Annotated in this window: 26 protein-coding genes and 2 tRNA genes; 17 read left to right on the forward strand and 11 right to left on the reverse strand. The window is 64.7% G+C overall.

Translation table 11 applies throughout. From position 1 onward, the window contains the following. Positions 1-211: 211 nt before the first annotated feature. The 4 genes from MUU56_RS01805 to MUU56_RS01820 all read right to left on the reverse strand — a co-directional run bounded on the left by MUU56_RS01805 (position 212) and on the right by MUU56_RS01820 (position 6648). Positions 212-3139 (reverse strand): valine--tRNA ligase, encoded by a 2928-nt coding sequence (locus tag MUU56_RS01805; protein WP_244765628.1) that lies wholly within the window; start codon positions 3137-3139, stop codon positions 212-214. 139 nt (positions 3140-3278) lie between these two features. Then, a complete protein-coding gene (locus MUU56_RS01810; protein WP_244765629.1) occupies positions 3279-4049 on the reverse strand; it encodes a PopZ family protein in 771 nt (256 codons plus the stop codon). A gap of 289 nt (positions 4050-4338) precedes the next feature. Continuing rightward, positions 4339-5739 carry a TolC family outer membrane protein gene (locus MUU56_RS01815; protein WP_244765630.1) on the reverse strand — a complete coding sequence of 467 codons (1401 nt, stop codon included), beginning with the start codon at positions 5737-5739 and terminating at the stop codon, positions 4339-4341. Between the two features lie 258 nt (positions 5740-5997). Then, complete coding sequence (locus MUU56_RS01820; RefSeq protein ID WP_398430730.1) at positions 5998-6648, reverse strand: protein-L-isoaspartate O-methyltransferase family protein; 651 nt, start codon at positions 6646-6648, stop codon at positions 5998-6000. Positions 6649-6976: 328 nt separating this feature from the next. On the opposite strand from MUU56_RS01820, the gene exbB reads away from it, so the two are divergent. From exbB to MUU56_RS01840, 4 genes are all read left to right on the forward strand, one after another. After that, entirely contained in the window at positions 6977-8050 is a 1074-nt protein-coding gene (gene exbB / locus MUU56_RS01825; protein ID WP_244765632.1) for a tonB-system energizer ExbB, read from the forward strand. A 4-nt stretch (positions 8051-8054) separates the two neighbouring features. Beyond that, a complete protein-coding gene (gene exbD, locus MUU56_RS01830) occupies positions 8055-8492 on the forward strand; it encodes a TonB system transport protein ExbD (RefSeq protein WP_244765633.1) in 438 nt (145 codons plus the stop codon). 187 nt (positions 8493-8679) lie between these two features. Further along, positions 8680-8753: transfer RNA gene (locus tag MUU56_RS01835), tRNA-Cys, on the forward strand. Between the two features lie 310 nt (positions 8754-9063). After that, positions 9064-9552, forward strand: coding sequence for a hypothetical protein (locus MUU56_RS01840; RefSeq protein ID WP_244765634.1), 489 nt, complete (start codon positions 9064-9066; stop codon positions 9550-9552). Positions 9553-9727: 175 nt separating this feature from the next. On the opposite strand, the gene MUU56_RS01845 is transcribed toward MUU56_RS01840, so the two are convergent. Further along, a complete protein-coding gene (locus MUU56_RS01845) occupies positions 9728-9934 on the reverse strand; it encodes a hypothetical protein (RefSeq protein ID WP_244765635.1) in 207 nt (68 codons plus the stop codon). Between the two features lie 83 nt (positions 9935-10017). On the opposite strand from MUU56_RS01845, the gene MUU56_RS01850 reads away from it, so the two are divergent. Then, positions 10018-10221 carry a hypothetical protein gene (locus MUU56_RS01850; protein WP_244765636.1) on the forward strand — a complete coding sequence of 68 codons (204 nt, stop codon included), beginning with the start codon at positions 10018-10020 and terminating at the stop codon, positions 10219-10221. A gap of 82 nt (positions 10222-10303) precedes the next feature. Here MUU56_RS01850 and MUU56_RS01855 read toward each other — a convergent pair whose 3' ends face one another. Continuing rightward, positions 10304-10798 carry a YciE/YciF ferroxidase family protein gene (locus MUU56_RS01855; protein WP_244765637.1) on the reverse strand — a complete coding sequence of 165 codons (495 nt, stop codon included), beginning with the start codon at positions 10796-10798 and terminating at the stop codon, positions 10304-10306. 332 nt (positions 10799-11130) lie between these two features. Between MUU56_RS01855 and MUU56_RS01860 the strand changes: the two genes are divergently transcribed. Then, positions 11131-11460, forward strand: coding sequence for a hypothetical protein (locus MUU56_RS01860; RefSeq protein WP_244765638.1), 330 nt, complete (start codon positions 11131-11133; stop codon positions 11458-11460). Positions 11461-11844: 384 nt separating this feature from the next. Continuing rightward, complete coding sequence (locus MUU56_RS01865; RefSeq protein ID WP_244765639.1) at positions 11845-12123, forward strand: hypothetical protein; 279 nt, start codon at positions 11845-11847, stop codon at positions 12121-12123. A gap of 208 nt (positions 12124-12331) precedes the next feature. Here the strand turns inward: MUU56_RS01865 and MUU56_RS01870 are convergent, their stop codons facing one another. Continuing rightward, positions 12332-12808: a DUF2938 domain-containing protein gene (locus tag MUU56_RS01870; protein ID WP_244765640.1), complete on the reverse strand. Its 477-nt coding sequence runs from the start codon at positions 12806-12808 to the stop codon at positions 12332-12334. Between the two features lie 69 nt (positions 12809-12877). Next, entirely contained in the window at positions 12878-13162 is a 285-nt protein-coding gene (locus tag MUU56_RS01875; protein WP_244765641.1) for a hypothetical protein, read from the reverse strand. A gap of 164 nt (positions 13163-13326) precedes the next feature. Between MUU56_RS01875 and MUU56_RS01880 the strand changes: the two genes are divergently transcribed. Further along, positions 13327-13401, forward strand: a tRNA-Asn gene (locus MUU56_RS01880). Positions 13402-13485: 84 nt separating this feature from the next. Here MUU56_RS01880 and MUU56_RS01885 read toward each other — a convergent pair. Continuing rightward, complete coding sequence (locus MUU56_RS01885; protein ID WP_244765642.1) at positions 13486-13677, reverse strand: hypothetical protein; 192 nt, start codon at positions 13675-13677, stop codon at positions 13486-13488. Positions 13678-13754: 77 nt separating this feature from the next. Beyond that, positions 13755-13964, reverse strand: a complete 210-nt coding sequence (locus MUU56_RS01890; protein ID WP_244765643.1) for a hypothetical protein — start codon at positions 13962-13964, stop codon at positions 13755-13757. A 229-nt stretch (positions 13965-14193) separates the two neighbouring features. On the opposite strand from MUU56_RS01890, the gene MUU56_RS01895 reads away from it, so the two are divergent. The 8 genes from MUU56_RS01895 to MUU56_RS01930 all read left to right on the forward strand — a co-directional run bounded on the left by MUU56_RS01895 (position 14194) and on the right by MUU56_RS01930 (position 21363). After that, entirely contained in the window at positions 14194-15459 is a 1266-nt protein-coding gene (locus tag MUU56_RS01895; protein WP_244765644.1) for an SAM-dependent methyltransferase, read from the forward strand. Positions 15460-15584: 125 nt separating this feature from the next. Then, positions 15585-16625 carry a cysteine synthase A gene (locus tag MUU56_RS01900; protein WP_244765645.1) on the forward strand — a complete coding sequence of 347 codons (1041 nt, stop codon included), beginning with the start codon at positions 15585-15587 and terminating at the stop codon, positions 16623-16625. 5 nt (positions 16626-16630) lie between these two features. Continuing rightward, the gene (locus MUU56_RS01905) at positions 16631-17368 is read left to right on the forward strand and encodes an alanyl-tRNA editing protein (protein ID WP_244765646.1); all 738 of its coding nucleotides are present in this window, start codon (positions 16631-16633) and stop codon (positions 17366-17368) included. A gap of 117 nt (positions 17369-17485) precedes the next feature. After that, positions 17486-18340, forward strand: a complete 855-nt coding sequence (gene sseA, locus MUU56_RS01910; RefSeq protein ID WP_244765647.1) for a 3-mercaptopyruvate sulfurtransferase — start codon at positions 17486-17488, stop codon at positions 18338-18340. Then, on the forward strand, positions 18340-18930 hold the full coding sequence (locus MUU56_RS01915; RefSeq protein ID WP_244765648.1) for a GNAT family N-acetyltransferase: 591 nt from the start codon (positions 18340-18342) through the stop codon (positions 18928-18930). The genes sseA and MUU56_RS01915 overlap by 1 nt, the downstream gene beginning before the upstream one ends. Positions 18931-19029: 99 nt before the next feature. Further along, positions 19030-19590 carry an OmpA family protein gene (locus MUU56_RS01920; protein WP_244765649.1) on the forward strand — a complete coding sequence of 187 codons (561 nt, stop codon included), beginning with the start codon at positions 19030-19032 and terminating at the stop codon, positions 19588-19590. 199 nt (positions 19591-19789) lie between these two features. Continuing rightward, the gene (locus MUU56_RS01925; protein WP_244765650.1) at positions 19790-20824 is read left to right on the forward strand and encodes a phosphotransferase enzyme family protein; all 1035 of its coding nucleotides are present in this window, start codon (positions 19790-19792) and stop codon (positions 20822-20824) included. A gap of 71 nt (positions 20825-20895) precedes the next feature. Then, positions 20896-21363: a DUF1203 domain-containing protein gene (locus MUU56_RS01930; protein WP_244765651.1), complete on the forward strand. Its 468-nt coding sequence runs from the start codon at positions 20896-20898 to the stop codon at positions 21361-21363. A 48-nt stretch (positions 21364-21411) separates the two neighbouring features. Here MUU56_RS01930 and ald read toward each other — a convergent pair whose 3' ends face one another. Next, complete coding sequence (gene ald, locus MUU56_RS01935; RefSeq protein WP_244765652.1) at positions 21412-22530, reverse strand: alanine dehydrogenase; 1119 nt, start codon at positions 22528-22530, stop codon at positions 21412-21414. A 164-nt stretch (positions 22531-22694) separates the two neighbouring features. On the opposite strand from ald, the gene MUU56_RS01940 reads away from it, so the two are divergent. Next, positions 22695-23156 (forward strand): Lrp/AsnC family transcriptional regulator, encoded by a 462-nt coding sequence (locus MUU56_RS01940; RefSeq protein WP_244765653.1) that lies wholly within the window; start codon positions 22695-22697, stop codon positions 23154-23156. Positions 23157-23190: the final 34 nt, after the last annotated feature.

Consider the following 23190-nt stretch of genomic DNA (forward strand, 5'->3'; position numbering starts at 1 on the left):
ATTTTCATGAAGCCCCTCAGCAGTTGAACGACCAGAAACGATTTTTCAAATATCGGGCGCTTTCCACTAATTAAGAGTTATCTTTTCCAATCCGGCAGCCGGCTGTCACTTTTTAGACACAGCCGAGATATTGCGAGCGGTCCGCCGAATAAACAACCGCGCCGGGGGACCCGGCGCGGTTTTCAAAGCATCCCTGCAAATTTGACGGGAATCAGCCCGCTTCGCTCACGCGGGCAAGCGCCACTGCCAGGCTTGCGAGCTGCTGCTCCAGCTCGGCGAAGCGCTCGCGCTCGGCCTCCACCACCTCCGGCTTGGCATTGGCGACGAACTTTTCGTTCGACAGCTTGGCCTCGATGCGCGCGGCTTCCGCCTTCGCCTTGTCGATCGCCTTTTCCAGGCGGGCCTTTTCCGCCGCCAGATCGATCAGCGTGCCGAGCGGCAGGCAGGCGGTCGCCTCGCCGACGACGATCTGCGCCGCGCCCTTCGGCGCCGCGTCCTCCAGGCGGATCTGCTCGACGCGCGCAAGGCGGCGGATCGCTGAATCGTGCGTTTCAAGGCGCTTGCGCGTCAGCGCATTGGCGCCCACCATGACAAGCGGCGCCGTCGCGCTCGGCGGCACGTTCATTTCAGCGCGCACCGAGCGGATGCCGGAGACGAGGTCGATCAGCCAGTTGATCTCGTCGGCGGCCGCCTCGTCGCCATAGGCCGGCGACGGCCATTCGGCGTGGCAGATCAGGTTTTCGCGCGTCTTGCCCTCACCGGCCGTGTGCGACCAGAGCTCTTCCGTCATGAAGGGCATGAACGGATGCAGGAGCTTGTAGATCTCCTCCAGGACATAGGCCGCGCAGGCCTGCGATTCCGCCTTCGCCGCGGCATCCTCGCCGCTGAACACCGGCTTCAGCAGCTCCAGATACCAGTCGCAGAACTGGTTCCAGACGAAGCGGTAGAGCGTGCTCGCCGCGTCGTTGAAGCGGTAGGTCTCGATCGCCTCGGTGACGTCGCGCGCGGTGCGGGCAAGTTCCGTCAGGATCCAGCGGTTGATCGTCAGCGAGGCCGCTTCCGGCACGAATTTCGGATCGGCCGCAACGCCGTTCATCTCGGCAAAACGCGTGGCGTTCCACAGCTTGGTGCCGAAATTGCGGTAGCCGGCGATGCGGGCCGGGTCGAGCTTCACGTCGCGGCCCTGCGCGGCCATGATGGCCAGCGTGAAGCGCAGCGCATCCGCGCCGTATTCGTCGATCAGCTCGAGCGGATCGATGACGTTGCCCTTCGACTTCGACATCTTCTGCCCGTTCTTGTCGCGCACCAGGGCGTGGACATACACGGTGTGGAACGGCTCGACCGGATTGCCGAACTCGTCCTTCATGAAGTGCAGGCCCATCATCATCATGCGGGCGACCCAGAAGAAGATGATGTCGAAGCCGGTGACGAGCACGTCGGTCTGGTAGTATTTTTCCAGCTCCGGCGTCTGTTCCGGCCAGCCGAGCGTCGAGAACGGCCAGAGCGCGGAGGAGAACCAGGTGTCGAGCACGTCCTCGTCGCGCGTCAGGATCTCGCCGGGGGCAAAATTCTCCAGCTTCTCCTCGACCCAGGCCTTCCAGGGGCCTTCATGGGCGATGTAGTGCTGGATGGCGGCATGCAGCGCCTCCTCCTCGGTCTTCTCGACGAAGACCTGACCGTCCGGGCCGTACCAGGCCGGGATCTGGTGGCCCCACCAGAGCTGGCGGGAGATGCACCACGGCTCGATGTTCTCCATCCACTCGAAATAGGTCCTCTCCCAGTTCTTCGGGACGAAATTCGTGCGGCCCTCGCGCACGGAGGCGATGGCGGGCTTGGCCAGCGTCGCGGCGTCGGCGAACCACTGGTCGGTCAGCATCGGCTCGATGACGACGCCGGAGCGGTCGCCGAACGGCTGCATGACCTTCTTGTTCTCGACGAAGGGCACGTCGTTGCCTTCGGCATCCTTGACGGTGACCGCGAGGCCCTCGGCGTTGATCGCCTCGACGATGCGTCTGCGGGCCTCGTAGCGATCGAGGCCACGATATTCGTCGGGAACGAGGTTGATATCGTCGACCTCGGCCTCGTTCGGCAGGTCGCCGGATTTGGCGATCTCCAGCGCCTGCGCCGCGTAGAAGGCGTAGGGTTCGCCATCGGCGCGCATGGCGGCGCGCGTGTCCATCAGGCGGTAGAGCGGGATGTTGTTGCGGCGGGCGACCTGGTAGTCGTTGAAGTCGTGCGCGCCCGTGATCTTCACCGCGCCGGAGCCGAAGTCGGGTTCCGGATACTCGTCGGTGATGATCGGGATGAGGCGGCGATGTTCTTTGGGGCCGACCGGGATCTCGCAGAGCTTGCCGACGATCGGCGCATAGCGCTCGTCCGAGGGATGGACGGCGACCGCGCCGTCGCCCAGCATCGTCTCGGGACGCGTGGTGGCGATGGAGATGTAGTCGCGCTCCTCCTGGAAGACGACATTGCCGTCGGCGTCCTTCTCGACATAGGTGTAGGTCGCACCGTCGGCGAGTGGGTACTTGAAGTGCCACATATGGCCGTCGACTTCCCTGTTCTCGACCTCGAGGTCGGAAATCGCCGTTTCGAATTTCGGGTCCCAGTTCACCAGCCGCTTGCCGCGGTAGATCAGGCCTTCCTTGTAGAGCGAGACGAAGACCTCGAGGACGGCGTCGGAAAGCCCCTCGTCCATGGTGAAGCGTTCGCGCGACCAGTCGCAGGATGCACCGAGGCGCTTCAGCTGGTTGAAGATCAGGCCGCCCGATTCCGCCTTCCACTCCCAGACCTTCTCGACGAAGGCCTCGCGGCCCATCTCGCGCCGGCCCGGCAGCTTCTCGGCGGCGAGCTTGCGCTCGACGACCATCTGCGTCGCGATGCCGGCGTGGTCCATGCCGGGCTGCCACAGCACGTCCTTGCCGCGCATGCGCTCGAAGCGGACCATGATGTCCTGCAGCGTGTTGTTGAGGGCGTGGCCCATATGCAGCGAGCCCGTCACGTTCGGCGGCGGGATGACGATGGTGAAGGTCTCGGCCCCGGGCTTTGCCCCCTCGCCGGCGCGGAACGCGTCCGCATCTTCCCATGCCTTGGCAATGCGCGGCTCGACCGCTGCGGAATCATAGTTCTTTTCAAGCATTTTCGTGCGTGGCCTGCTGTTTGTCGGTTGCGTTTTCTAAACCGGATGGCCGGGGCGAAGTCAACAATATCAGAAGAAAAGCCGCCCCGGGGGCTCCGGCGCGGCTTAAACCAATCTTTTGGAGAATTGGCGGCGTCGGTCAGCGGCGCGGGCCGCGCGCCACCCGTTCGATCTCTTCGCGCACCAGGCGTTCGACGAGCGTCGGCAGGTTGTCGTCCAGCCATTCCTGCAGCATCGGGCGCAGCATCTCCTCGGCGATCTCGTCGAAGGACCGGCGCGGGCCGGCGTCGAGCGCCTGCGCCAGCGCGCCGAAGGACTGGGCCACGCGCTCGCCGACGGCCGGAGAGACGATCGCGGCGACATCCCGGCCGGCAGCAGCCGGCTGGGCGGCGCGTTCCTCGGCATGGGGCACGACGGCCGGCGCCACCACGTCCTCGGCAACGGGCTCAACCTTCGCGACGGCCTCGAACGCCGGCAGGGTGCGGCCGGCACTTGCCGCCATGCGCGCGGTCACGATCGGGTTTTCCTCCCGCACGGGCATCTGCACCGGCTCGGCGGAAACGGGTTCGCGCTCCGGCATGTCACGGCTGGCGACATGCCGCTCGGAGGCGGCGCGAACGCGGGCGGCGACATCGGCAAGCGACAGGGCCGGCTGCCCGCCCTGCACCGGTTCGGCACGCGGGATCGGCTGGATCGCAGCGGAGGCATGCTCCTCGGCATGCCCCTGTTCGATCACGCCGGGATGATCGAGCAGGGTGCGGCCCTCGCTCCCCGTCGTGATGTCGAAGCCCCCGTCGTCCGCGGCATCGGCCGCAAGATCCGGCATGGCTTCGTTGTTCTCGATGATCTTGCGAATGGACGCCAGGATTTCATCCATGGACGGTTCACGCGCGACATTTGGCTGAGCCATTTCTATCCCCGTTCTCTGCGGCGTCCATGGCCAGCCGCTGCGGGACCTGCCGGACATCCCGAAAACCCTAGGCGAGTTCGACGGCGAACTAAATCGCCGCGAATCATGTGTTACGAGTGATGCACAGATTTGTTTGCCCTGCCAAGGGCGAGGCTTAGGGTCTGTACAGGATAGGTGTTCTGTTGTCATGGACGGGATTGGATGGAAGCAAACAAGCGCAAGGCAAGGCCCCTTGGCCTTGTCGAGCATTGTTTGCGATCAGGTGGCCCGTCCCTATGGAGTACAGACCCTAGCGACCGTCGACGGTCCGCAGGCCAAACCACTTGTCCTTGACGGCCTCGTAGTGCACTTCGGCGCGGTATTCCGCGACTTCCAGGCCCTGGCTGCGCACCGTCAGGCTGCCGGTGGCGGCCAGCAGCGAATAGCTCGCCACGACCGCATTGCGCTGCACGGCGGCAAGGTCCTCCTGCGCATCGAGCACGTTCTGCTGGGCGTTGAGCACGTCGAGCGTCGTGCGCTGGCCGACATTGCGCTCCTCGATGACGCCGCTCAGCGCCTGGTTGGCGGCGTCGATCTGCACCCGGATGGCCGCGATCGAGGCCTTGGCCGCTTCGTATTGCGCATGCGCCGTGGCGATCGTGCGCTGGACTTCCATGCGGGCGGAATCCACCAGCAGCTGGCTTTCGCCGAACCGCTCCTTGGCACGGCGGATCTGGCCGTATTCCGCGCCGCCCTGATAGATCGGGACGGTAAGCCGGGCGGACACGGTGCCTTGCAGACTGTCGCTCGGCCCATCCTCGGTATTGACGGACTTATAGACGCTGCCCTGCAGGGAAACGCCGGGCAACATGGCGCCTTCGGCCTCCTTCACGCTGAAGCCCGCGGCATCGACACTGCGCATGGCCGCCAGGATGTTCGGGTTCTCGCGCATGCCGGTCGCCACGGCATTGTCCAGCGAATTGGGCATCGCCTTCTTGGCCGGCGACGGCTGCTTGATGCCTTTCGGCATTTCACCGACGATCTGCACATAGGCCGCCTCGCTTTGCTTGAGCGAGGAGACGGCGGCGGTGAGCAGGGCCTTGGCGGAGGCAAGCTCCGCCTCGGCGAGGCTGACATCCGTGCGCGTCCCTTCGCCGACATTCAGGCGCGCATTCGCGGCGCTGAGCTGCTCCTGGAGGAAGGCGATGTTCTTCTTGCGGATCGACACGATCTGCTGGTCACGCGCAATGTTCGAATAGGATTCCACCGCGGCAAGGAGGATGGAGATCTCCTGGGCCCGCAGCGACTCCCGGTTCGCCAGAACATTCGCCTCGGCCGCCCTGACGCGGTTGAGCGTCTGGAAACCATCGAAGACCTGCTGGCTGATCGTGATGCCGTAGCTGGAGGCGACGTAATCGGTCTGCCGGCCCGCGCGCTGCCCGAAAATGTTGGCCGCCGGCCGAACGTCGAGGTTCGTGCGGGTACCCTCCACCTCGGCCACGCCGGTCACATGCGGCCGCATGCCGGCCTTGGCGATCGTCACGTTCTCGTCGATGGCGCGCAGTGCGGCACGGGCGGCGTTGAGGTCGGGGTTGTTCTCGTAGGCCTTGGCCATGGCGCCGGCCAGCGTCTCGGCCAGGGCCGCCTGCGGCAGGACATGGACGGCAGTGGCGAGCGCGAGCGCAAGGGCGGTTCGACGAAGAAGGGACACAGTACGAAACTCCGATCCTGGCCAGCCCGTCGCGGGAGCTGCCTTTACACACTTCTCACCGGCACGAAGGCCGGGCACACTCCATCCGGCATCGGCGGCCGGCCGCGGACGGATCCGCTCCGCCCGCGATAATGCCTCTTCGTTCAATCAGGAACAGTCGTCAGGCCCATCAGGAAGGATTTGGTAACGACAATAGGACCGGCCCGTTGCGAAAGTGCAACAAACGGGCCGATCGAAACGATGCGCGCCGGCGCTGGCTCAGAAGACGAATTCCTTCGCCTTGCGGAAGCCCGGAAGCGGCTTGACGGCGGTGTTGAAGACGTTGCGTTCGGAAACGTGCACGCCTTCCTTGATATAAAGACGGGCCTGCGAGGCATTGCCGTAGCCCTCGACGACGACGAGGCGGCCGCCATCACGCAGCTGGGCGAAGAGCGCCTCCGGAACGAATTCCACCGCGCCATGCACGAAGATGACCTCGTAGGGTGCTTCCGGCGCATAGCCGGCCTCCAGATCGCCGGTGACGACGGCGACATTGTCGTAGCCGAGGCGGGCGAGCGTTTCCGTCGCGCGCGCGGCCAGTTCCGCGTCGCTCTCCAGCGCCACGACGGAGCTGCCGAGACGCGACAGGATGGCCGAGGCATAGCCCGTGCCGCAGCCGACCTCCAGCACGACATCGGTGCCGGCGATCTCGGCAAGCTGGATCAACTTGGCGAGCGGCGACGGCTCCATCAGGTAGCGGCCGGGGGCAATCTGGATATCGTCGTCGATATAGGCGAGCGGCTTGACGGCCGCGGGCACGAACTCTTCGCGCGCGACGGTCAGGAAGGCGTCGAGCACCTCGTGCGCCGTCACATCCGTCGTACGGATCTGGTTGTCCACCATCTTCGTGCGCGCTGCTTTGTAGTCAATCATCTCTAGCCCTGTGAGTAAGCGGCAGACCGCGGCACGAAGGCCCGGTTGCGATGCCGGATGCGTCGCAATCCTCTTAGAGCGGTTTCGGGCCGGGTGTCCATAGGCGGCGGTCGTCTGCGCGCAAAAACCGCGCTCCCGCGGTTTCGCCCGGATCGCCCGCCGGAATTTCCAGGGTTTATCATGAATAAATTACTCAACATATTATTGCCTGTCCCCTCCATAATGTCGTATTGAGCAGTCAGGTTTTAGCGGCGCCTGGCGTCCGCGCCATGCCCGTTTGTCGGATGGGCACCGTTTAAATTGAGACATGCAAGAGGAATACGCCGTGCTGAAACGGTCTCGACTGCTATTCGCGATCATCCTGATGGCGCTCGCCACCCCGCCGGCCGCCCTGGCCCAGACCCAGGAAACACAGACCGGGGCAACCCAGGGCCAGGCCCAGGGAACCGCCGCCCAGACGGACGGCCAGCCGGATGCCGGACAGCCCGCCGGCGACACGACGAACGGCGCGGCGGCGACAACCACCACGGAAACGACCTCGCGGCCCACGACGGGCGACGCGGCAACGACCGCCGCGGGCGAAGCCGACGGGATGGCGGACGGCGAGGAAGCGACCGAGCTCGACGCCGTCGACGATGCCGCGACGGGCGAGCGGCAGGCCGGCCTGCCGCACGACCTTTCCCCCTGGGGCATGTTCATGGCCGCCGACATCGTCGTCAAGGGCGTGATGATCGGCCTTGCCTTCGCCTCCGTCGTCACCTGGGCCGTGCTTCTCGCCAAGCTCGCCGAGCTGGCCGCCGCCCAGCGCTCGGCAAGCCGCGCCGTGCGGCAGCTGATCGTCGCGCGCGGCCTCGAGGACGGCGAACAGGCGCTCGGCCGCAACCGCGGCACGGTCGCCCGCATGACGCGCGCCGCCCGCGAGGAAATGGATGCCTCCGAGGCGGTGCTCGACCACGTTTCGGACGGCGGCGTGAAGGAGCGCATCTCCTCGCGCCTCGCCCGCATGGAGGTCCATGCCGGCCGGCGCATCGCCAAGGGAACGGGCCTGCTCGCCACCATCGGTTCCACCGCGCCCTTCGTCGGGCTGTTCGGCACCGTCTGGGGCATCATGAATTCGTTCATCGGCATCTCGAAGGCCCAGACCACGAACCTCGCCATCGTCGCGCCCGGCATCGCCGAAGCGCTTCTTGCGACCGCGATCGGCCTCGTCGCCGCCATTCCCGCCGTCGTGATCTACAACTTCCTCGCCCGCGCCATCACCGGCTACCGCCAGAACCTCGGCGACGCCTCGGCCGCCATCGAGCGGCTGGCCAGCCGCGACCTCGACGTGCGCCGCTCGCTGCGCCATGGCGCGCAGCGCAGCGAACGCGCCGCCGGCTCCGTCGTGAAGATCGGGTGACGTCATGGCGAGCAAGATCAAGGAAGGCGGTGGCGACGACTTGGAGGAGAACAGCGAGATCAACGTGACGCCGTTCATCGACGTCATGCTGGTGCTGCTGATCATCTTCATGGTGGCCGCGCCGCTCGCCACCGTCGACATCAATGTCGACCTGCCCTCCTCCGTCGCCCAGCCGACGCCGCGCGAGGACAAGCCGGTCTTCATGACGCTGAAGAAGGACCTGACGGTCTCGATCGGCAATGGCGAGATCGCCCGCGACAATTTCGGCCCGGAACTCGACGCGGTGACGGAAGGCAACAAGGATGCCCGCATCCTGCTGCGTGCCGACAAGGCGGTCGACTACGGCAATGTCATGGATGTAATGAACCTTCTGCGCGGGGCCGGATACGGCAAGATCGCCCTCGTCGGCCTCGAAGGCGGCGCCCCGGCGCAGCAACAATAAAATGTGGCGCGCGCCTGCGGGCGCGCCGCCCTGCCCCGGCGCCCTTCCATCGCATGTCGGATCTCTGGCCGAGGCGGAAGCAAAGACGAGCGCGAATGAAAAAAATTGCGTGTTCGGAATAAGCCCCTTGCGCCCTTTCTCAATTCGTTCTAAACGCCCGGCACCACTCGCTTTATAGCAAACGGACGGCCTCGTGGCGGAGTGGTTACGCAGAGGACTGCAAATCCTTGCACCCGAGTTCGATTCTCGGCGAGGCCTCCATTCCCTTCAAAAACGCATCGTAATTATTTGAAAATACGAATGTATTTTTCAGATGTGGCTGTGCCGCCGGCGGACTGCGCCTCTCTGCGCTGGCAGTTCAAGCTCGCCGGCCGGGCAATGAGCCGCGGCGTTGTTCGAGGCTGGCACCCCGAGCCAGATCGGGACCGGCGGCGCGGGTGAAGCCGAAGGGTTCGTGCGGCAGTCGCTGTACTCAGCCCAACCAGAAAGTTCGGTCCCACACAGGCGTTGGCCCGGCAACCTCGTAGATGATCACGCGCACACGCCTTGCCACATCCGGTGGCACGCGTCCGTGGATGACGATGGCCTGCGCCTCGAAGACGAGTTCGATCTTGTGACCGGAGCAAAGCTCGTCATAGGCGATCGCGGCTCGGATAGAGGCGCGCAGGCCGTATTCTTGCGCGCCGAAGCCGCCGCCGAGAGATGCCTGAAACATCTCACCCTCCCTTGTTTTCGTGATTTATTGAAAACAAAGATGAGGTCGCGATGTTCCACGGCGGAGGCGTCATCCGGCTTTTCCGTGAAAGACTGCTCCGTCCGTTCAACGCCTGAGACCTTCAAAGGCGTGTTTTTCGGATGGTGGACGAGTTTCCGGGCAACGATGGAACAAAGCGCGCGCGTCCGGATTGACGCGCCAAAGTTTCATCGTGGAGGAACTGCAATGTTGGAAAGAGCGAAGGAGCGGAAGGAAACCGACAAGACGCTGATGGCGGCGGCTGTGTTGATCTTCGCGGGGCTGACGGCACTCAGCGTTCCGCCGTTCCTGCTCTTTGGGACATAACGAGGCCGGCGACGAAAAAATGTCCCGGGCTTCCGGAACATCGTGCAGGGCCGCCGGTTACGGATGCGCCTCCGCGATGGTCCCCTGGCGGAGTCTTGGGTGGGGCGGGCCTTCTCGATTCACCGGAAGGCCCGCCCCTGCCTTTATGCGAAATCGCCTTCCCAGGCATCGACGCCTATACGCCGCCCATGGATGACGCCAAAACCAGACCGAGCCCGTAGAGACTTGCGACCACAGCGCCCGCTACCAGCAGGGCAAACAGTATCCGACGGCTTGCGCGCTCCTCATGCAATCGATTTGGCTTTGGGTCTTCAAAGGATTCGACCTGATTTTCATACCGCATCGCGTGACCTCGTTCCGACCCGTCAATGGTGACCGACATCTGACGCCATCCCGCCCGGATGGAACCCCAGGATGCGCCGTACGTTTTTCAAACTTGGCACAAACAAGTTTAAGGAGAACATCATGGACGACAACCTCTTTAACCGGCTGAAAACGGACAGTGCCGCGTTGCGGAAGCGAGCGCTGGAGACCAGCCAAACTGGCCAAGAGCGCGACATCGCCCTGTTGATGCAAGGCCTGGCGACTGCGCTGGATGCGATCGGCGCGCTGGCGGCGACCACGGGTCGGCTGGATGGACCGCCAGGTCTTGGGAAAAGCGGCGACTAGATGAACGAGAGCCGGGTATCAAGCCCGGCTCTCGATGTCTGGTGGATGACGTTCGATGTGTCGCAGCGTCCCGTCGTGCGGTTCAGGCCGCCTTCTTGGCGGTCGTCGTCTTGTTGATGGCGGTCACGGCGAGGTTCGTCAGCTTGTTGTTGGTCGCTTTTTCCTGGTCGAGGATTTCGCTCAGGAGCTTGTGCGCCTCGTCATGACCGAGATCCTTCGCCCATTCGCGAAGCGAGCCGTAGCGCGCGATCTCGTAGTGCTCGACAGCCTGGCATGCGGCAAGCAGGCCGGCATCAAGGGCAGTGCCTTGTGCTTCTTCCATAAGGCCGTCGGCTTCCTTGATCAGCCCTTCGATGGCATCGCACTTCTCGCCCGACGCCTTCTTGCCGATCGACTTGAAGACCTGCTCGAGCTTCTTGATCTGGTCCTTGGTTTCCGAGAGGTGCTCCTCGGCCGCCTTCTTCAGCTCGGCACTCTTGGCGGCCTTCGCGACCTTGGGCAGGGCCTTCGTGATCGCGTTCTCTGCGTAATAGACGTCCTGAAGGGTGTGCTCAAAGATATCAGCCAGCGATTTCATGATGTCTCTCCTTTGCAAGATGAAATGCGGTAGAGAAATCGTGAAGGCGGCGAAACGTTCCGAAGAGATTGGTTGTCGCTATGTCCGTCGCGCGCTGTTGGCGCGCTGCCTAGTGGCGCCCCTGACGCCAAGTTTCCAGCCTTACGGCTCTGGACACGGAATGGAATAAAAGGCGACTGGAACGACCTCTCTCACGGCGTATTCTCCTATCGCGCCGAATGCAAGGTTCGGCGTGGCAAGTCAGAACGAAGCAATAGCTGCGCAACGAATCCATTGAACTCTGGATCTCAAACGTTATCGTCTGTCTCGTTTGTTACCGAAAGGAGGATTATATGCGGCTGTTGTCGATTGTAGCCCTTGCGTCTGCGTCCCTGTTCATCACGGGGTGTGTCACGGAGACCAGTTATAACCGTGCTCAGGAAATTGTCAGGGGCAGTCCCGCCGCCAAGCGTGATGGCGTCAACAAGTGCTATGCTGGCGCTCGCCGCGCGTCACCGGCGCGCAAGGCGGAAATGGCGAAGATCATGAATGTCAGCCCCCGCCGCGACGTCGCCCGGATCTATTGCCAGCGCGCATTCAACGGTATCGCCAGCGGCCGCATCACCTACAGCGATTTCAGAACAAAGAGCCCGAGGTTCATTCGCGTGATACAGGGGCGGTAAAATCTGCTTGGGCCGGCGTCGTGGCGATTGGGCAGCAACTCCCGAGCCATCCGCCGGCCCTCTCCTTTCGTGGTCGTCGCGCCGTCGTCGATTATGTCGCTCATCGGCACTCCGCATCGCATGGCCTTCGCCTGACGGCCAAGATGGATGCTGTTGAATTCGTCAACCAGAGATGATCGGGGAATGAGGTCTGAATTTCCCGCGAGGAGGCGGGCGACAACCTTCATCGTGCCCGGCTTCTTCGCCTTCGCAGATGTCGAGGCACTGAATACACTCCTGAGCAACAGGTGCGACCGGATCGCCACCATCATGTCGCCCCCGTGCTGCGGGACCCTCAAGGCCGCCGACATACGGCCGATGCGAGCGAGATAAGGAGAGATTTCGATGCCCAGCCTCAAAACCGTCGCGGCGATCGCCATTGCCTTTGCCCTGACCGGCTGCACGGCCGCGGCCGCCCTGGAACCGATCCCGGGGAGCATCATCTACAAGGGCCAGCCGCGCACGAAGCTGACGAAGGCGCCGATCGGCAGCACGTTCGACCACCGGTTCCGCGATCGGTTCGGCGATGAATATATGGAAGTCTACCGGATCGCGCCGGATCGTTCCCTGGAACTGCTCTCCCGGCGCAGAATCGACATCGTCGAGTTCGGCTTGGGGCGGTAAGCGGTTCAAGGCTCGCGAAAAGGCCGTGATGGATGGACGAAGCCACCACAACCTGTCAGAAGCAGCGCGGGACGCGACTGCCGATAACGTTAGATCGGGGTCGGGCGACCGATTGACGTCACGTCGCTGCCGCGAGACCACGCTGGCCGTCCCATATGCTCCTAGAGACCGCCGAAACGACTGACCGCCGCGATCCGGCGCCCTGCCCTCACCGCAGCAACAATGCCGTTCCGTAGAGCCCCAGGGCAAAAACCGTGTGCGAAACCAGATTGAGGAACCGCACCTGATTGGCATTGGGAAGCTTCGACGCCGCCACACCGATGCCGAGGCCGGGCTGGAGGAGGAACCAGCCGGCACCGACGGTGACGATGCCGAGAATCCAGGCCGGCAGGAAGGTCGGGGCGGCGAACCAGGCCTGCCCGACGAGCAGCGCCAGAATCACGCCATAGAGAATGCCGACGGCGTAGTGGCCGACCCAGCCGAGCGCGAGCTCGGACGCATAGGGCTCAGCCCTGCTTATATCGTCATGAAAAACGGTGCCGTTCTTCAGGTGCCAGAACCAGCGGCCGACCGGCGCCCAGTTCGGCCGCGCCTGGCGGAAGACCTTCCAGAGGACAACCGCCCACAGGTCCATCAGCACGGTGGCGCCGATGCCGATCGCCACGCCCTTCAACAGCAATTCCATATGCGCCCCTCGCCCAAACCTTGCCTGCCCGGTTAGAGCAGGTCCGCATCGGCGATGCAACAAAGCCCTTCAGCGTGCATTGCGCCGCGCCTTGCGGGTGGCCCACCAAACGGCGAGGCGGCGGCGCTGGCGGCGGACGAAGGGAGAATCGTGCGAGAGCACCAGAAGGCCGAGCGGCACCATCCAGAATCCGAGCACCGGCAGGAAGCCGAGGAGGCCGCCGACGATGAGAAGGACGCCGATCGTGGTGCGAAGCCAGCGCGATTCCGGCAGTTTCATCCGAAAAGAGCCGATCACGATCTCCCGCGTGCGGGGGTCTATCCCGAAATGCATATTTGTTTTTCGCGTCGTCATCCGCCGTCCGTTTCACCCAAACGCCTGGTTTTCCAAGGCTCGTCCACCCCCCAGTTGGAGACTTCTCCACAATCAATCAAGTCTCGTGCATTTTTTTGTCAAAAAGCGCTTGGCAAATCGATCAGGCATTTGTATTACGCGCTCACTCCGCGGCGAGCGGATGATCCCTGGTAGCTCAGCGGTAGAGCATTCGACTGTTAATCGACAGGTCGCCGGTTCGAATCCGGCCCGGGGAGCCAGATTCTTGAAGGGCTGCGCTGGATAGCGCGGCCCTTCTGCTTTTCAGCCATCGACAGATTTTCCGCTCCATGAAGCCGCATTGCCTAGCGCGGGCTGACCGGCGGGCGCTTCGTGTTCATCTGGAGTTCGTGGCGGCTGGCAAAGCGGCCGAAGAGCCGGAGCAGCTTGCGTTCCTCGGCCTTGTCCAGCCCATTCCTGCGGCAATGTTCGATGACGTCGAGGACATGGCGAGGCTGGCGCGGCGTGAACTGGCGATTGTCGATGTGATGCGTCATCGGGGGCCTCCTCCGTTCGGAATTCGAACAAAGGAAGAATGCGCCGGGCCAAGCCTTTGTTCCCGGCACCCTTCGTGTCAGGCCACCATTCCGGCGCCGGACTGGCCGGCCTTGCGGGAGAGGCCGTAATCCCGGTCCGGAAAGGTGCGGCGGAAGGCCTGGCTGCGGTCGCGCGGCGGAGCCGTCCGGTCGGCAAGCGGCGTTCCGACCACACCATCCGCATAGGTGCCGGTTGCGATGTCGTCCTCGGGCATGGCCGGGTTCACCTGAAAAAGTCCGAAAAACATGATGCTGTCTCCAGTTTCCCTCCAAACGGCCGGGCGGGACTTGCGTTCCCATCGACACGCCGGATAGACGCAAAATTAACCACGTTTGCTAACAGATCGTTAAAACCCTTCCCTTTTTGCGATCCGCGACAGGCCCCTTCATGATCCGGTCTGTCATGATTCACGTCTTGGCGTTCGGCGCCATTGACGATAGCCTTCACCCAACGTCGGGTTGGCAGAGGGGCAATCGATGACGACTGAAATGATTTCAGAAAAGGCATTTTCAGACCACGATACACTGACGGCCGCCAATTTTGCCGAACGCACGAAGCGCCTGCCGTTGCGCGCCAGGATGGTGCTGCGCGGCCTGCTGGGTCTGGAGGCCGGCGCGCTGGCGATGACCGTTCCCGGCGGGCAGACCTTCGTGATCCGCGGCAGGACACAAGGTCCCCGCGCCATCGTCCGGCTCAACAACTGGAACCTCGTGCACCGCGCCGTCAGCGCCGGCACGATCGGCGTCGCGGAAAGCTACGTGGACGGCGACTGGGAGAGCCCGGATGCCGGCGCCTTCCTCGAACTCTTCCTCGTCAACACGAATGTCGGCCGCAGCTACACCAACGGCCCGCGCGGCCTCTTCCTCCTCGTGGAGAAGTTCCGTCACTGGCTGAACGCCAACACCCGCCGCGGCTCCAAGCGCAACATCTCGGCGCACTACGATCTCGGCAACGAGTTCTATTCGCAGTGGCTCGACCCGACGATGACCTATTCCTCCGCGCTCTATTCGCGCGGGGCGAACGACCTCACCTCGGCCCAGGTCGCGAAATATCGCGCGCTCGCCGAGGCGACCGGCATCGGCCCGAACGATCATGTGCTGGAAATCGGCTGCGGCTGGGGCGGCTTTGCGGAATTCGCCGCCAGCGAGATCGGCTGCAAGGTGACGGGCCTGACGATCAGCCGCCAGCAGCTCGCCTTCGCGCGCGAGCGCATGGCGAAGGCCGGGCTTGCCGACCGGGTCGAGCTGAAATTCCAGGATTACCGCGACGAGACCGGCACCTACGACCGCATCGTCTCCATCGAAATGTTCGAGGCGGTCGGCGAACGCTACTGGCCGGCCTATTTCGCAAAGCTCAGCGAATGCCTGAAGCCGGGCGGCCGGGCGGGCCTGCAGATCATCACCATCCTGCAGGAGGCCTATGCCGAATACCGGGCCAATCCGGATTTCATCCAGAAATACGTCTTTCCCGGCGGCATGCTGCCGACCCGCGAGCATCTTGCCTCCCTCGGCAGGCAGGTCGGGCTCGCAACGGCCTCCGACATCGGCTTCGGCCACGACTATGCCCGCACGCTCGCCGAATGGCGCCACCGCTTCTGGGCCGCCTGGGAGCGCATCGTTCCGCTCGGCTTCGACGAGCGCTTCCGCAAGCTCTGGGAGTTCTACTTCTATTATTGCGAGGCGGGTTTCCGGGCGCGCAACATCGACGTTCGCCAAGTGGTCTACACGCGGCCCCCCGCCTGACGGCCCGCCATGGAAAAAATCCCTCTGGAAGATCGCTCCATGGGAACACGATTTCTTGCAAAGCGCCGCTTGCCGGCCGAAAAGACGCTTTCCAATCTAGGCATACAACGCGAGGCTCGGGTCCCATGGCAATTCTTCCGTCCGTTCTGGATGCAATCGGCAACACGCCGCTGATCCGGCTCAAGGAGGCCTCGGAGGCGACGGGCTGCGAGATCCTCGGCAAGGCGGAATTCCTGAACCCCGGCCAGTCGGTCAAGGACCGCGCGGCGCTCTCGATCATCCGGGCGGCGGAGCGCTCCGGTGCCCTGCGGCCGGGCGGCGTCATCGTCGAGGGCACGGCGGGCAATACGGGCATCGGCCTTGCCCTCGTCGCGCAGGCGCTCGGCTATCGCACCGTCATCGTCATCCCGGAAACCCAGAGCCAGGAGAAGAAGGACGCGCTGCGGCTGCTCGGCGCCGAGCTCGTCGAGGTTCCGGCCGTTCCCTACAAGAACCCGAACAACTACGTAAAACTCTCCGGCCGCCTTGCCGAGCAACTCGCCAAGGCCGAGCCGAACGGCGCGATCTGGGCGAACCAGTTCGACAATGTCGCCAACCGCGACGCCCATATCGAGACGACGGCGCCGGAAATCTGGCGCGACACCGACGGCAAGGTCGACGGCTTCGTCTCGGCGGTCGGCTCGGGCGGCACGCTTGCCGGGGTCGCGGCGGGCCTCAGGGCGAAGAATCCCAACATCAAGATCGCGCTTGCCGATCCGGACGGCGCCGCCCTCTACAACTATTATGCGCATGGCGAGCTGAAATCCTCCGGCAGCTCCATCACCGAAGGCATCGGCCAGGGCCGCATCACCGCCAATCTCGAAGGCTTCACGCCCGACTATTCCTACCAGATCCCCGATTCGGAGGCCGTACCGCTGGTCTTCGACCTGATCGAGAAGGAAGGCATCGCCGTCGGCGGCTCCTCGGGCATCAACATTGCCGGCGCGATCCGGCTCGCCCGGGACCTCGGCCCCGGCCACACGATCGTGACGATCCTGTGCGACTATGCTAACCGCTACCAGTCGAAACTCTTCAACGCGGACTTCCTCAATTCGAAGAGCCTGCCCGTTCCGGGATGGCTGAAGGCGAAATCGGGGATCAAGGTCCCCTACCAGCCGGTCGAATAGGTCCCATGTCCCTCACCACCACTGCCCTCTTCCGCGACGATTTCTATCTTTCGACGAACGAGGCGGTGGTGACGGCGGTGCACCAGGACGGCGGCATCGAGCTCGACCAGACCTGTTTCTACGCGACGTCGGGCGGCCAGCCCGGCGACACCGGCTTCCTGGAGCGCGCCGACGGCAGCCGCATCGCGCTCGGCCCGGCGGTGACCGGCGCGACCAAGGACATCATCCTCCATCGCCCGCTGGAAGGCGAAGCGCTGCCGGTCGTCGGCGAGACGGTGGTCGCCCATATCGACTGGGCGCGCCGCTACAAGCTGATGCGCATGCACACCGCCTGCCACCTGCTCTCCGTCGTCTGTCCCTACCCGATCACCGGCGCGGCCGTCGGCGAGGAGGACAGCCGCGTCGACTTCGACATGACGGAGACGATCGACAAGGACGAGGTGACGGCCAGATTGATGGCACTCGTTGCGGAGAACCATCCGGTCTTCGTGCAGTGGATCACCGACGCGGAGCTTGCCGAAAATCCCGGCATCGTGAAATCGAAGAACGTGCGCCCGCCGATGGGCCTCGGCCGGGTCAGCCTCGTGTGCATCGGCGAGAACTCCGCCATCGACAGCCAGCCCTGCGGCGGCACCCATGTGTCCGAAACCCAGGAAGTGGGCGCCATCCACATCACCAAGATCGAGAAAAAAGGTAAGGAGAACCGCCGGTTCCGCATCCGCTTCGGTGCGCCGGAGGCTTGACGGGATAGGCTCCACAGCAAAATCGATCTAGGATATTTTCCAGCATATTCAATTTCTTGCAGTGCCCTTCGCGCAATGCGCGCATGCCGGGCCCTGCCGGCCTCATAGGAGAAGACCATGTCCAACGACAGGAGCCGGTTCGTCGTCTCGGCGGATTTCGTGGAAAAGCAGCTCGGCGCGCCGGAATTCCGCATCGTCGATGCCGCCTGGTACCTTCCCGCACAGAACCGCAACGGCGCGGCCGAATATGCCGAAGGCCACATTCCCGGCGCCGTGTTCTTCGACCAGGACGTGATCGCCGATCATTCCGGCACGCTGCCGCACACCGTGCCCTCGCCGGACTTCTTCGCCGCCGAAGTCGGCAAGCTCGGCATTTCCGATACGGACACCATCGTCGTCTATGACGGCCCCGGCATCTTCACCGCCCCGCGCGTCTGGTGGCTGTTCCGCACCATGGGCGCGAAGAACGTCTTCGTGCTGGATGGCGGCCTCGACGGCTGGAAGAAGGAGGGACGGCCGCTTCAGACCGACCTGCCGGAACCGGCACCGGCCGTCTTCCACACCAATTTCAACCCCTATGCCGTCACCTCCTTCGAGGAGATGCGCGGCATCGTCACGACCGGCGCAAGGCAGATCGCCGATGCCCGCGGCGCCGGCCGCTTCACCGGCGAGGAGGCCGAGCCGCGCGCCGGCATGCGCTCCGGCCACATGCCGGGCGCAAAGAGCATGCCGTCGGGCAGCTTTTCCGAGGGCGGGCGGTTCAAGGACCTCGCCAGCCTGCGCCGGCATTTCGAGGAAACCGGCATCGACCTCTCCAAGCCGGTCGTCACGACCTGCGGCTCGGGCATCACCGCCGCCATCATCACACTGGCCCTGCACTCGCTCGGCCACGAGGACAACACGCTCTATGACGGCTCCTGGTCCGAATGGGGCGGGCGGGACGACACGCCCGTGGTGACGGGGAAAGACTGATGGCGAAGAAGTCCCAGCCTGCGCCGATCGCCGTGCATGTCACCACGCTGGAAATGACCGCGCCGCCGAAGCAGAGCCTGCCGGTGCCGGTCAACGTGCACACCGCCATCCTCAACGCGCCCGATATCCCGCTCGCCTTCTATCGCTTCCTCTACCGGCAGGTCGGCGGACGCTGGCACTGGGTCGACCGGCTGCGCATGGACGACGCGACGCTGGCCGCGACGCTTCACGACAAGCGCAACAGCGTGACGGTGCTCTACGTAAACGGCGCGCCCGCCGGCTTCTTCGAACTGCTGCAGGTCGACGACGCTGTGGTGGAGCTTTCCCATTTCGGCCTGTTCGAGCGGGCGCTCGGCCTTGGCATCGGCAAGTGGTTCCTGCTCCAGACGCTCTATGCCGCCTGGGCGCTCGGCCCGAAGCGGGTGACGGTCGACACCAACAATCTCGACCATCCGCGCGCCCTGCAGCTCTACCAGATGTTCGGCTTCTCGCCGGTCGGCACGAAGGATACCGAACTCGTGCCGCTGTCCGACGCCGAGCTCCTGGCGCTTGCCAAGCGGGACTGCCTGCCGCCCTCCGAACCGCGTTAATCATTCTGAACGGAACCCAACGGACGGTTCAGGTCCGCTTCAGTTCGTCCGTGGCACTTTCCGGCCAACAGACGATCAATCGAGCAAGGAAACACTGCCATGCAACGTCGCGCCTTTCTGACCGCGTTCGCCACCGCCCTCGCCGTTCCCGCCCTTCCGGGCCTCGCGCTCGCGCAGGAAACGCCGTCCTCGGAAATCATCCTTCGCCGGCTCGACGCGGCCCCCACGCGCCGCCTGCGCGAGGAGGAACGGGTGACGGTGCGCGAATTCAAGCGCCGGCCGGACCTGCGCGGCGCCGCGCCGTCGATCAACATCCAGTCGATCAACTTCGCCTTCGGCTCCGCGGAGATTCCGCGCTCGGAATACCGCAAGGTGCGCCAGATCGCCCGCGCCATGGAGCAGCTCCTCAACCGTCGCCGCCGCGCGGTCTTCCTGATCGAGGGCCATACGGATGCCGTCGGGTCCGCCGCCTCCAACCAGATCCTCTCGGAGCGCCGTGCCGAATCGCTGAAATGGCTGCTCGTGCAGGAATTCGGCATTCCCTCCCGCGCCCTCGAAACCGTCGGCTACGGCGAGGATTACCTGCTCGTCCAGACGCTCAGCGAGGAATGGCGCAACCGGCGCGTGACGCTGCGCCGCATCGATGAGTTCGTGCGCTAAAATCCGCGACAAATCCGTGACGATCACCGCGGCCCGGTCCTCCGGCAGCCGCGGTGATTGCGTTTCGGGCGACGGGTCCGGACCAATTCGCCGCTGGAAACGCCGTCACAGCTGTGCCATATGACTGTCACGCGCAATTCCGGAGGCGATGGATCCGGTGGACGGATCGATCGGCAGACAAACGGAATTTCTCGCTCGCATGGACAGCCGCACGCCCGACCTTCGCGATTTGCTCAGCAAGCGGGTGCGCATCCTGCACACCAAGCGGCGCCTCAGCATCCAGAAGCGCATCGTGGAGTTCGAGCAGCAGACCTATGTGCTGCATTTCTTCCTGCGCAAGTCCACGAAGGACCGCTTCGAGGCGGCGGTGCGAAAGCTCCAGGAAGCAGGCATTTCCGCCCAGCATGTCTGTGCCGGCACCCACTCGCGGCGCGAGGCCCTGCGGGCCGGCGGCCACTGGCTGGCGCTCTCCTTCCTGCCGGGCACGCCGTTGTCGCGCAAGGCCCATCCGAAGGCCCTCGCCGCGCTCGGCGGGACACTGGCGAAGCTGAACGCGATCGAGGGCGCCGCAGCCGGCGCGCTTTTCGAGCGGCGCCGCCCCGTGCTGCCGCACGAGGCCTATCTTTCCCTCGCCGGTGCCGCGCACACGCCCGAGGAGCGGCGCTGGATCGAGGAGAGCCTTGCCCGCATGCGCCGCCTGCCCGCCAACCAGCTGACCCACGGCGATCTCTACGGCAGCAACATCATCGAGCAGGGCGACCATGCGATCGGCCTGATCGACTACGAGCTGATGACCTATGACGTCTCGGGCATCGAGCTTGCCGCCACGCTGATGCGCCCCTTCTGTCGCCAGGGCGCGCAGCGGCGAAGCCTGCTCCAGGGCTACCTCGCCGCCTGCCCGGCCGCCCTTGCCGATATCTGGCAGCGCCACGCGACGGACCTCGTCTTCACCGCGGCGACGCGCCTGCTCGCCGCGCGGCAGAGGCGCATCCGCCACCTCGCCATCCGGGATCGCGTGCTGGCAACCGGCGAGCGCGTATTGCCGTCCCCGTTGCGCAAACGGGTGGTGGCCCGGCGTGCGGCCATCGCCAAGAACATCGCCTCCGCCCGGGAGAACGAGGCCTATTACCAGCATATCGCCAGGACCATGGTCGGCCTCTGCCTTGCCGAGCGGACGATCGACCCCGTGCGCCTGCTGGAGCAGTGCGACAAGCTCTTCCGCAAGCCGGGCTGAGCCGCAAGAAACGGGTGTCGCGGCCGCGGCAAAGGCGGGAAGGTATCGCTACGTCAACCGGAGCCCCCGCCATGTCCATCCGCTTCCTGCCCCTGCCGACCGAAACCGCCGCCGCCTATTGGGCCGGCGGCACGGATGCCTACGGCCTTGCCCCGGAACGACATGTCTCCAACGGCACCGGCGTGCCCTGCCGCCATTGCCTGCGGCTGGTCGGCGCCGGGGAGCCCTATCTCATCCTGGCGCACCGTCCCTTCCCGGCCGTGCAGCCCTATGCGGAAACCGGGCCGATCTTCCTCCATGCCGAGCCCTGCGCCGCCCACGCGCCCTCGCAAACCCCGCCGCCGATGCTGACAAGCCGCGACTACATCGTGCGCGGCTACTCGGCGGAAGACCGCATCCTCTACGGCACCGGCGCCGTGGTGCCGACGCCCGACATACCGGCCTATGCCGCAACGCTGCTCGACCGGGAGGATGTCGCCTACCTGCACATCCGCTCGGCCCGCAACAATTGCTACCAGTGCCGCGTCGAGCGGGCATGAAAAAGGCCCGGATCGCTCCGGGCCTCGTCCTGTTCGCTGCGTGCCCGGTCAGGCGACGTTGAGCACCGCTTCCGGCGCATAGGCCTCGTAGCCGAGGGCGTCGGCGACCGGACGGTTCGTCACGCGGCCCCTGTGCACGTTGAGGCCGGCGCGCAGGTGCCGGTCCTCGGCAATCGCCTTCAGGCCCTTGTCGGCAAGCTGCAGGCCGTAGTGCAGCGTCGCATTGTTCAGGGCGTGGGCCGAGGTGACCGGCACGGCGCCCGGCATGTTGGCGACGCAATAGTGCACCACGCCGTCCACCTCGTAGGTCGGGTCGGAATGGGTGGTGGCGTGCGAGGTCTCGAAGCAGCCGCCCTGGTCGATGGCGACGTCGACGATGACCGCGCCCTTCTTCATGCCCGAGAGCATTTCACGGGTGACGAGCTTCGGCGCCGCCGCACCGGGGATCAGCACCGCGCCGATGACGAGATCGGCGGAGAAGACCTCCTCTTCCAGCGCGTCGATCGTCGAATAGCGCGTGTGGATGCGCCCGCCGAAGAGGTCGTCGAGCTGGCGCAGGCGCGGGATCGAGCGGTCGAGGATCGACACGTCCGCGCCGAGGCCGGCCGCCATCTTCGCCGCATGCAGGCCGACGACGCCGCCGCCGATGATCGCGACCTTGGCCGGCAGCACGCCCGGCACGCCGCCGAGCAGGATGCCGCGGCCGCCATTGGCCTTCTGCAAGGCCGTCGCGCCCGCCTGGATGGAGAGGCGGCCGGCGACCTCGGACATGGGCGCAAGGAGCGGCAGGCCGCCGCGCTCGTCCGTCACCGTCTCATAGGCGATGGCGGTGACGCCGGAGGCGAGAAGACCCTTGGTCTGGTCCGGATCGGGCGCAAGATGCAGGTAGGTGTAGAGGATCTGTCCGTCGCGGAGTTGCGCCCATTCGGCGGGCTGCGGTTCCTTGACCTTCACCACCATGTCGCACTTCTGGAAGATATCGGCCGCGGTGGCGGCAATCCTCGCGCCGGCGGCGCGATAGGCGTCATCATCTGCGCCGATGCCGGCGCCGGCCTTGGTCTCGACGAGAACCTCGTGGCCGTGGGCCACATATTCGCGCACGGCACCGGGCGTCAGACCCACCCGATATTCATGATTCTTGATTTCCTTCGGACAACCGACACGCATGCGCGTTCCTTTCCCAGTCTGTTCCCGTTTTTGCTTGCCGCCGTTCCCGGCGGGATCACCATGGAAGCAGAGGACGGGCGCAATGTCCTTGCAAAGCCGGTTTGCGAAATGCCTGGCTGTCGAATATTCTCCGAATATCAGCATGATTTTCGAAGGAAATTCGAATGGCGCATTTGGATGCAATCGATACTGCGATCCTCAAGGCTCTCCAGCAGAACGGGCGGATTTCCAACGCGGAGCTTGCCGAGCGCGTCGGCCTGTCGCCCTCGGCCTGCTCGCGCCGTCTCGACATCCTCGAAAAATCCGGCACCGTCACAGGTTATCACGCCCGCATTTCGCCCAAGGCGCTCGACTACAAGATGATCGCCATCGTGCACATCTCGCTGTCCGGCCAGTTCGCCAAGACGCTCGCGGAATTCGAGGCGGCGGTGAAGCTCTGCCCCAATGTGCTGGTCTGCTACCTGATGTCGGGCGAATACGACTACATCCTGCGTGTCGCCGCCAAGGACCTGGAGGACTACGAGCGCATCCACCGCGACTGGCTGTCGGCGCTGCCCCATGTGGTGAAGATCAATTCGAGCTTCGCGCTGCGCGAGATCATCGACCGGCCGAATGTCGGGGTCTAGGTCATTCCGGTTTCACGCCATTCCGGGCAAATCG

The sequence above is a fragment of the Shinella yambaruensis genome (assembly GCF_022899355.1).
In the GTDB taxonomy this organism is placed as follows: domain Bacteria; phylum Pseudomonadota; class Alphaproteobacteria; order Rhizobiales; family Rhizobiaceae; genus Shinella; species Shinella yambaruensis.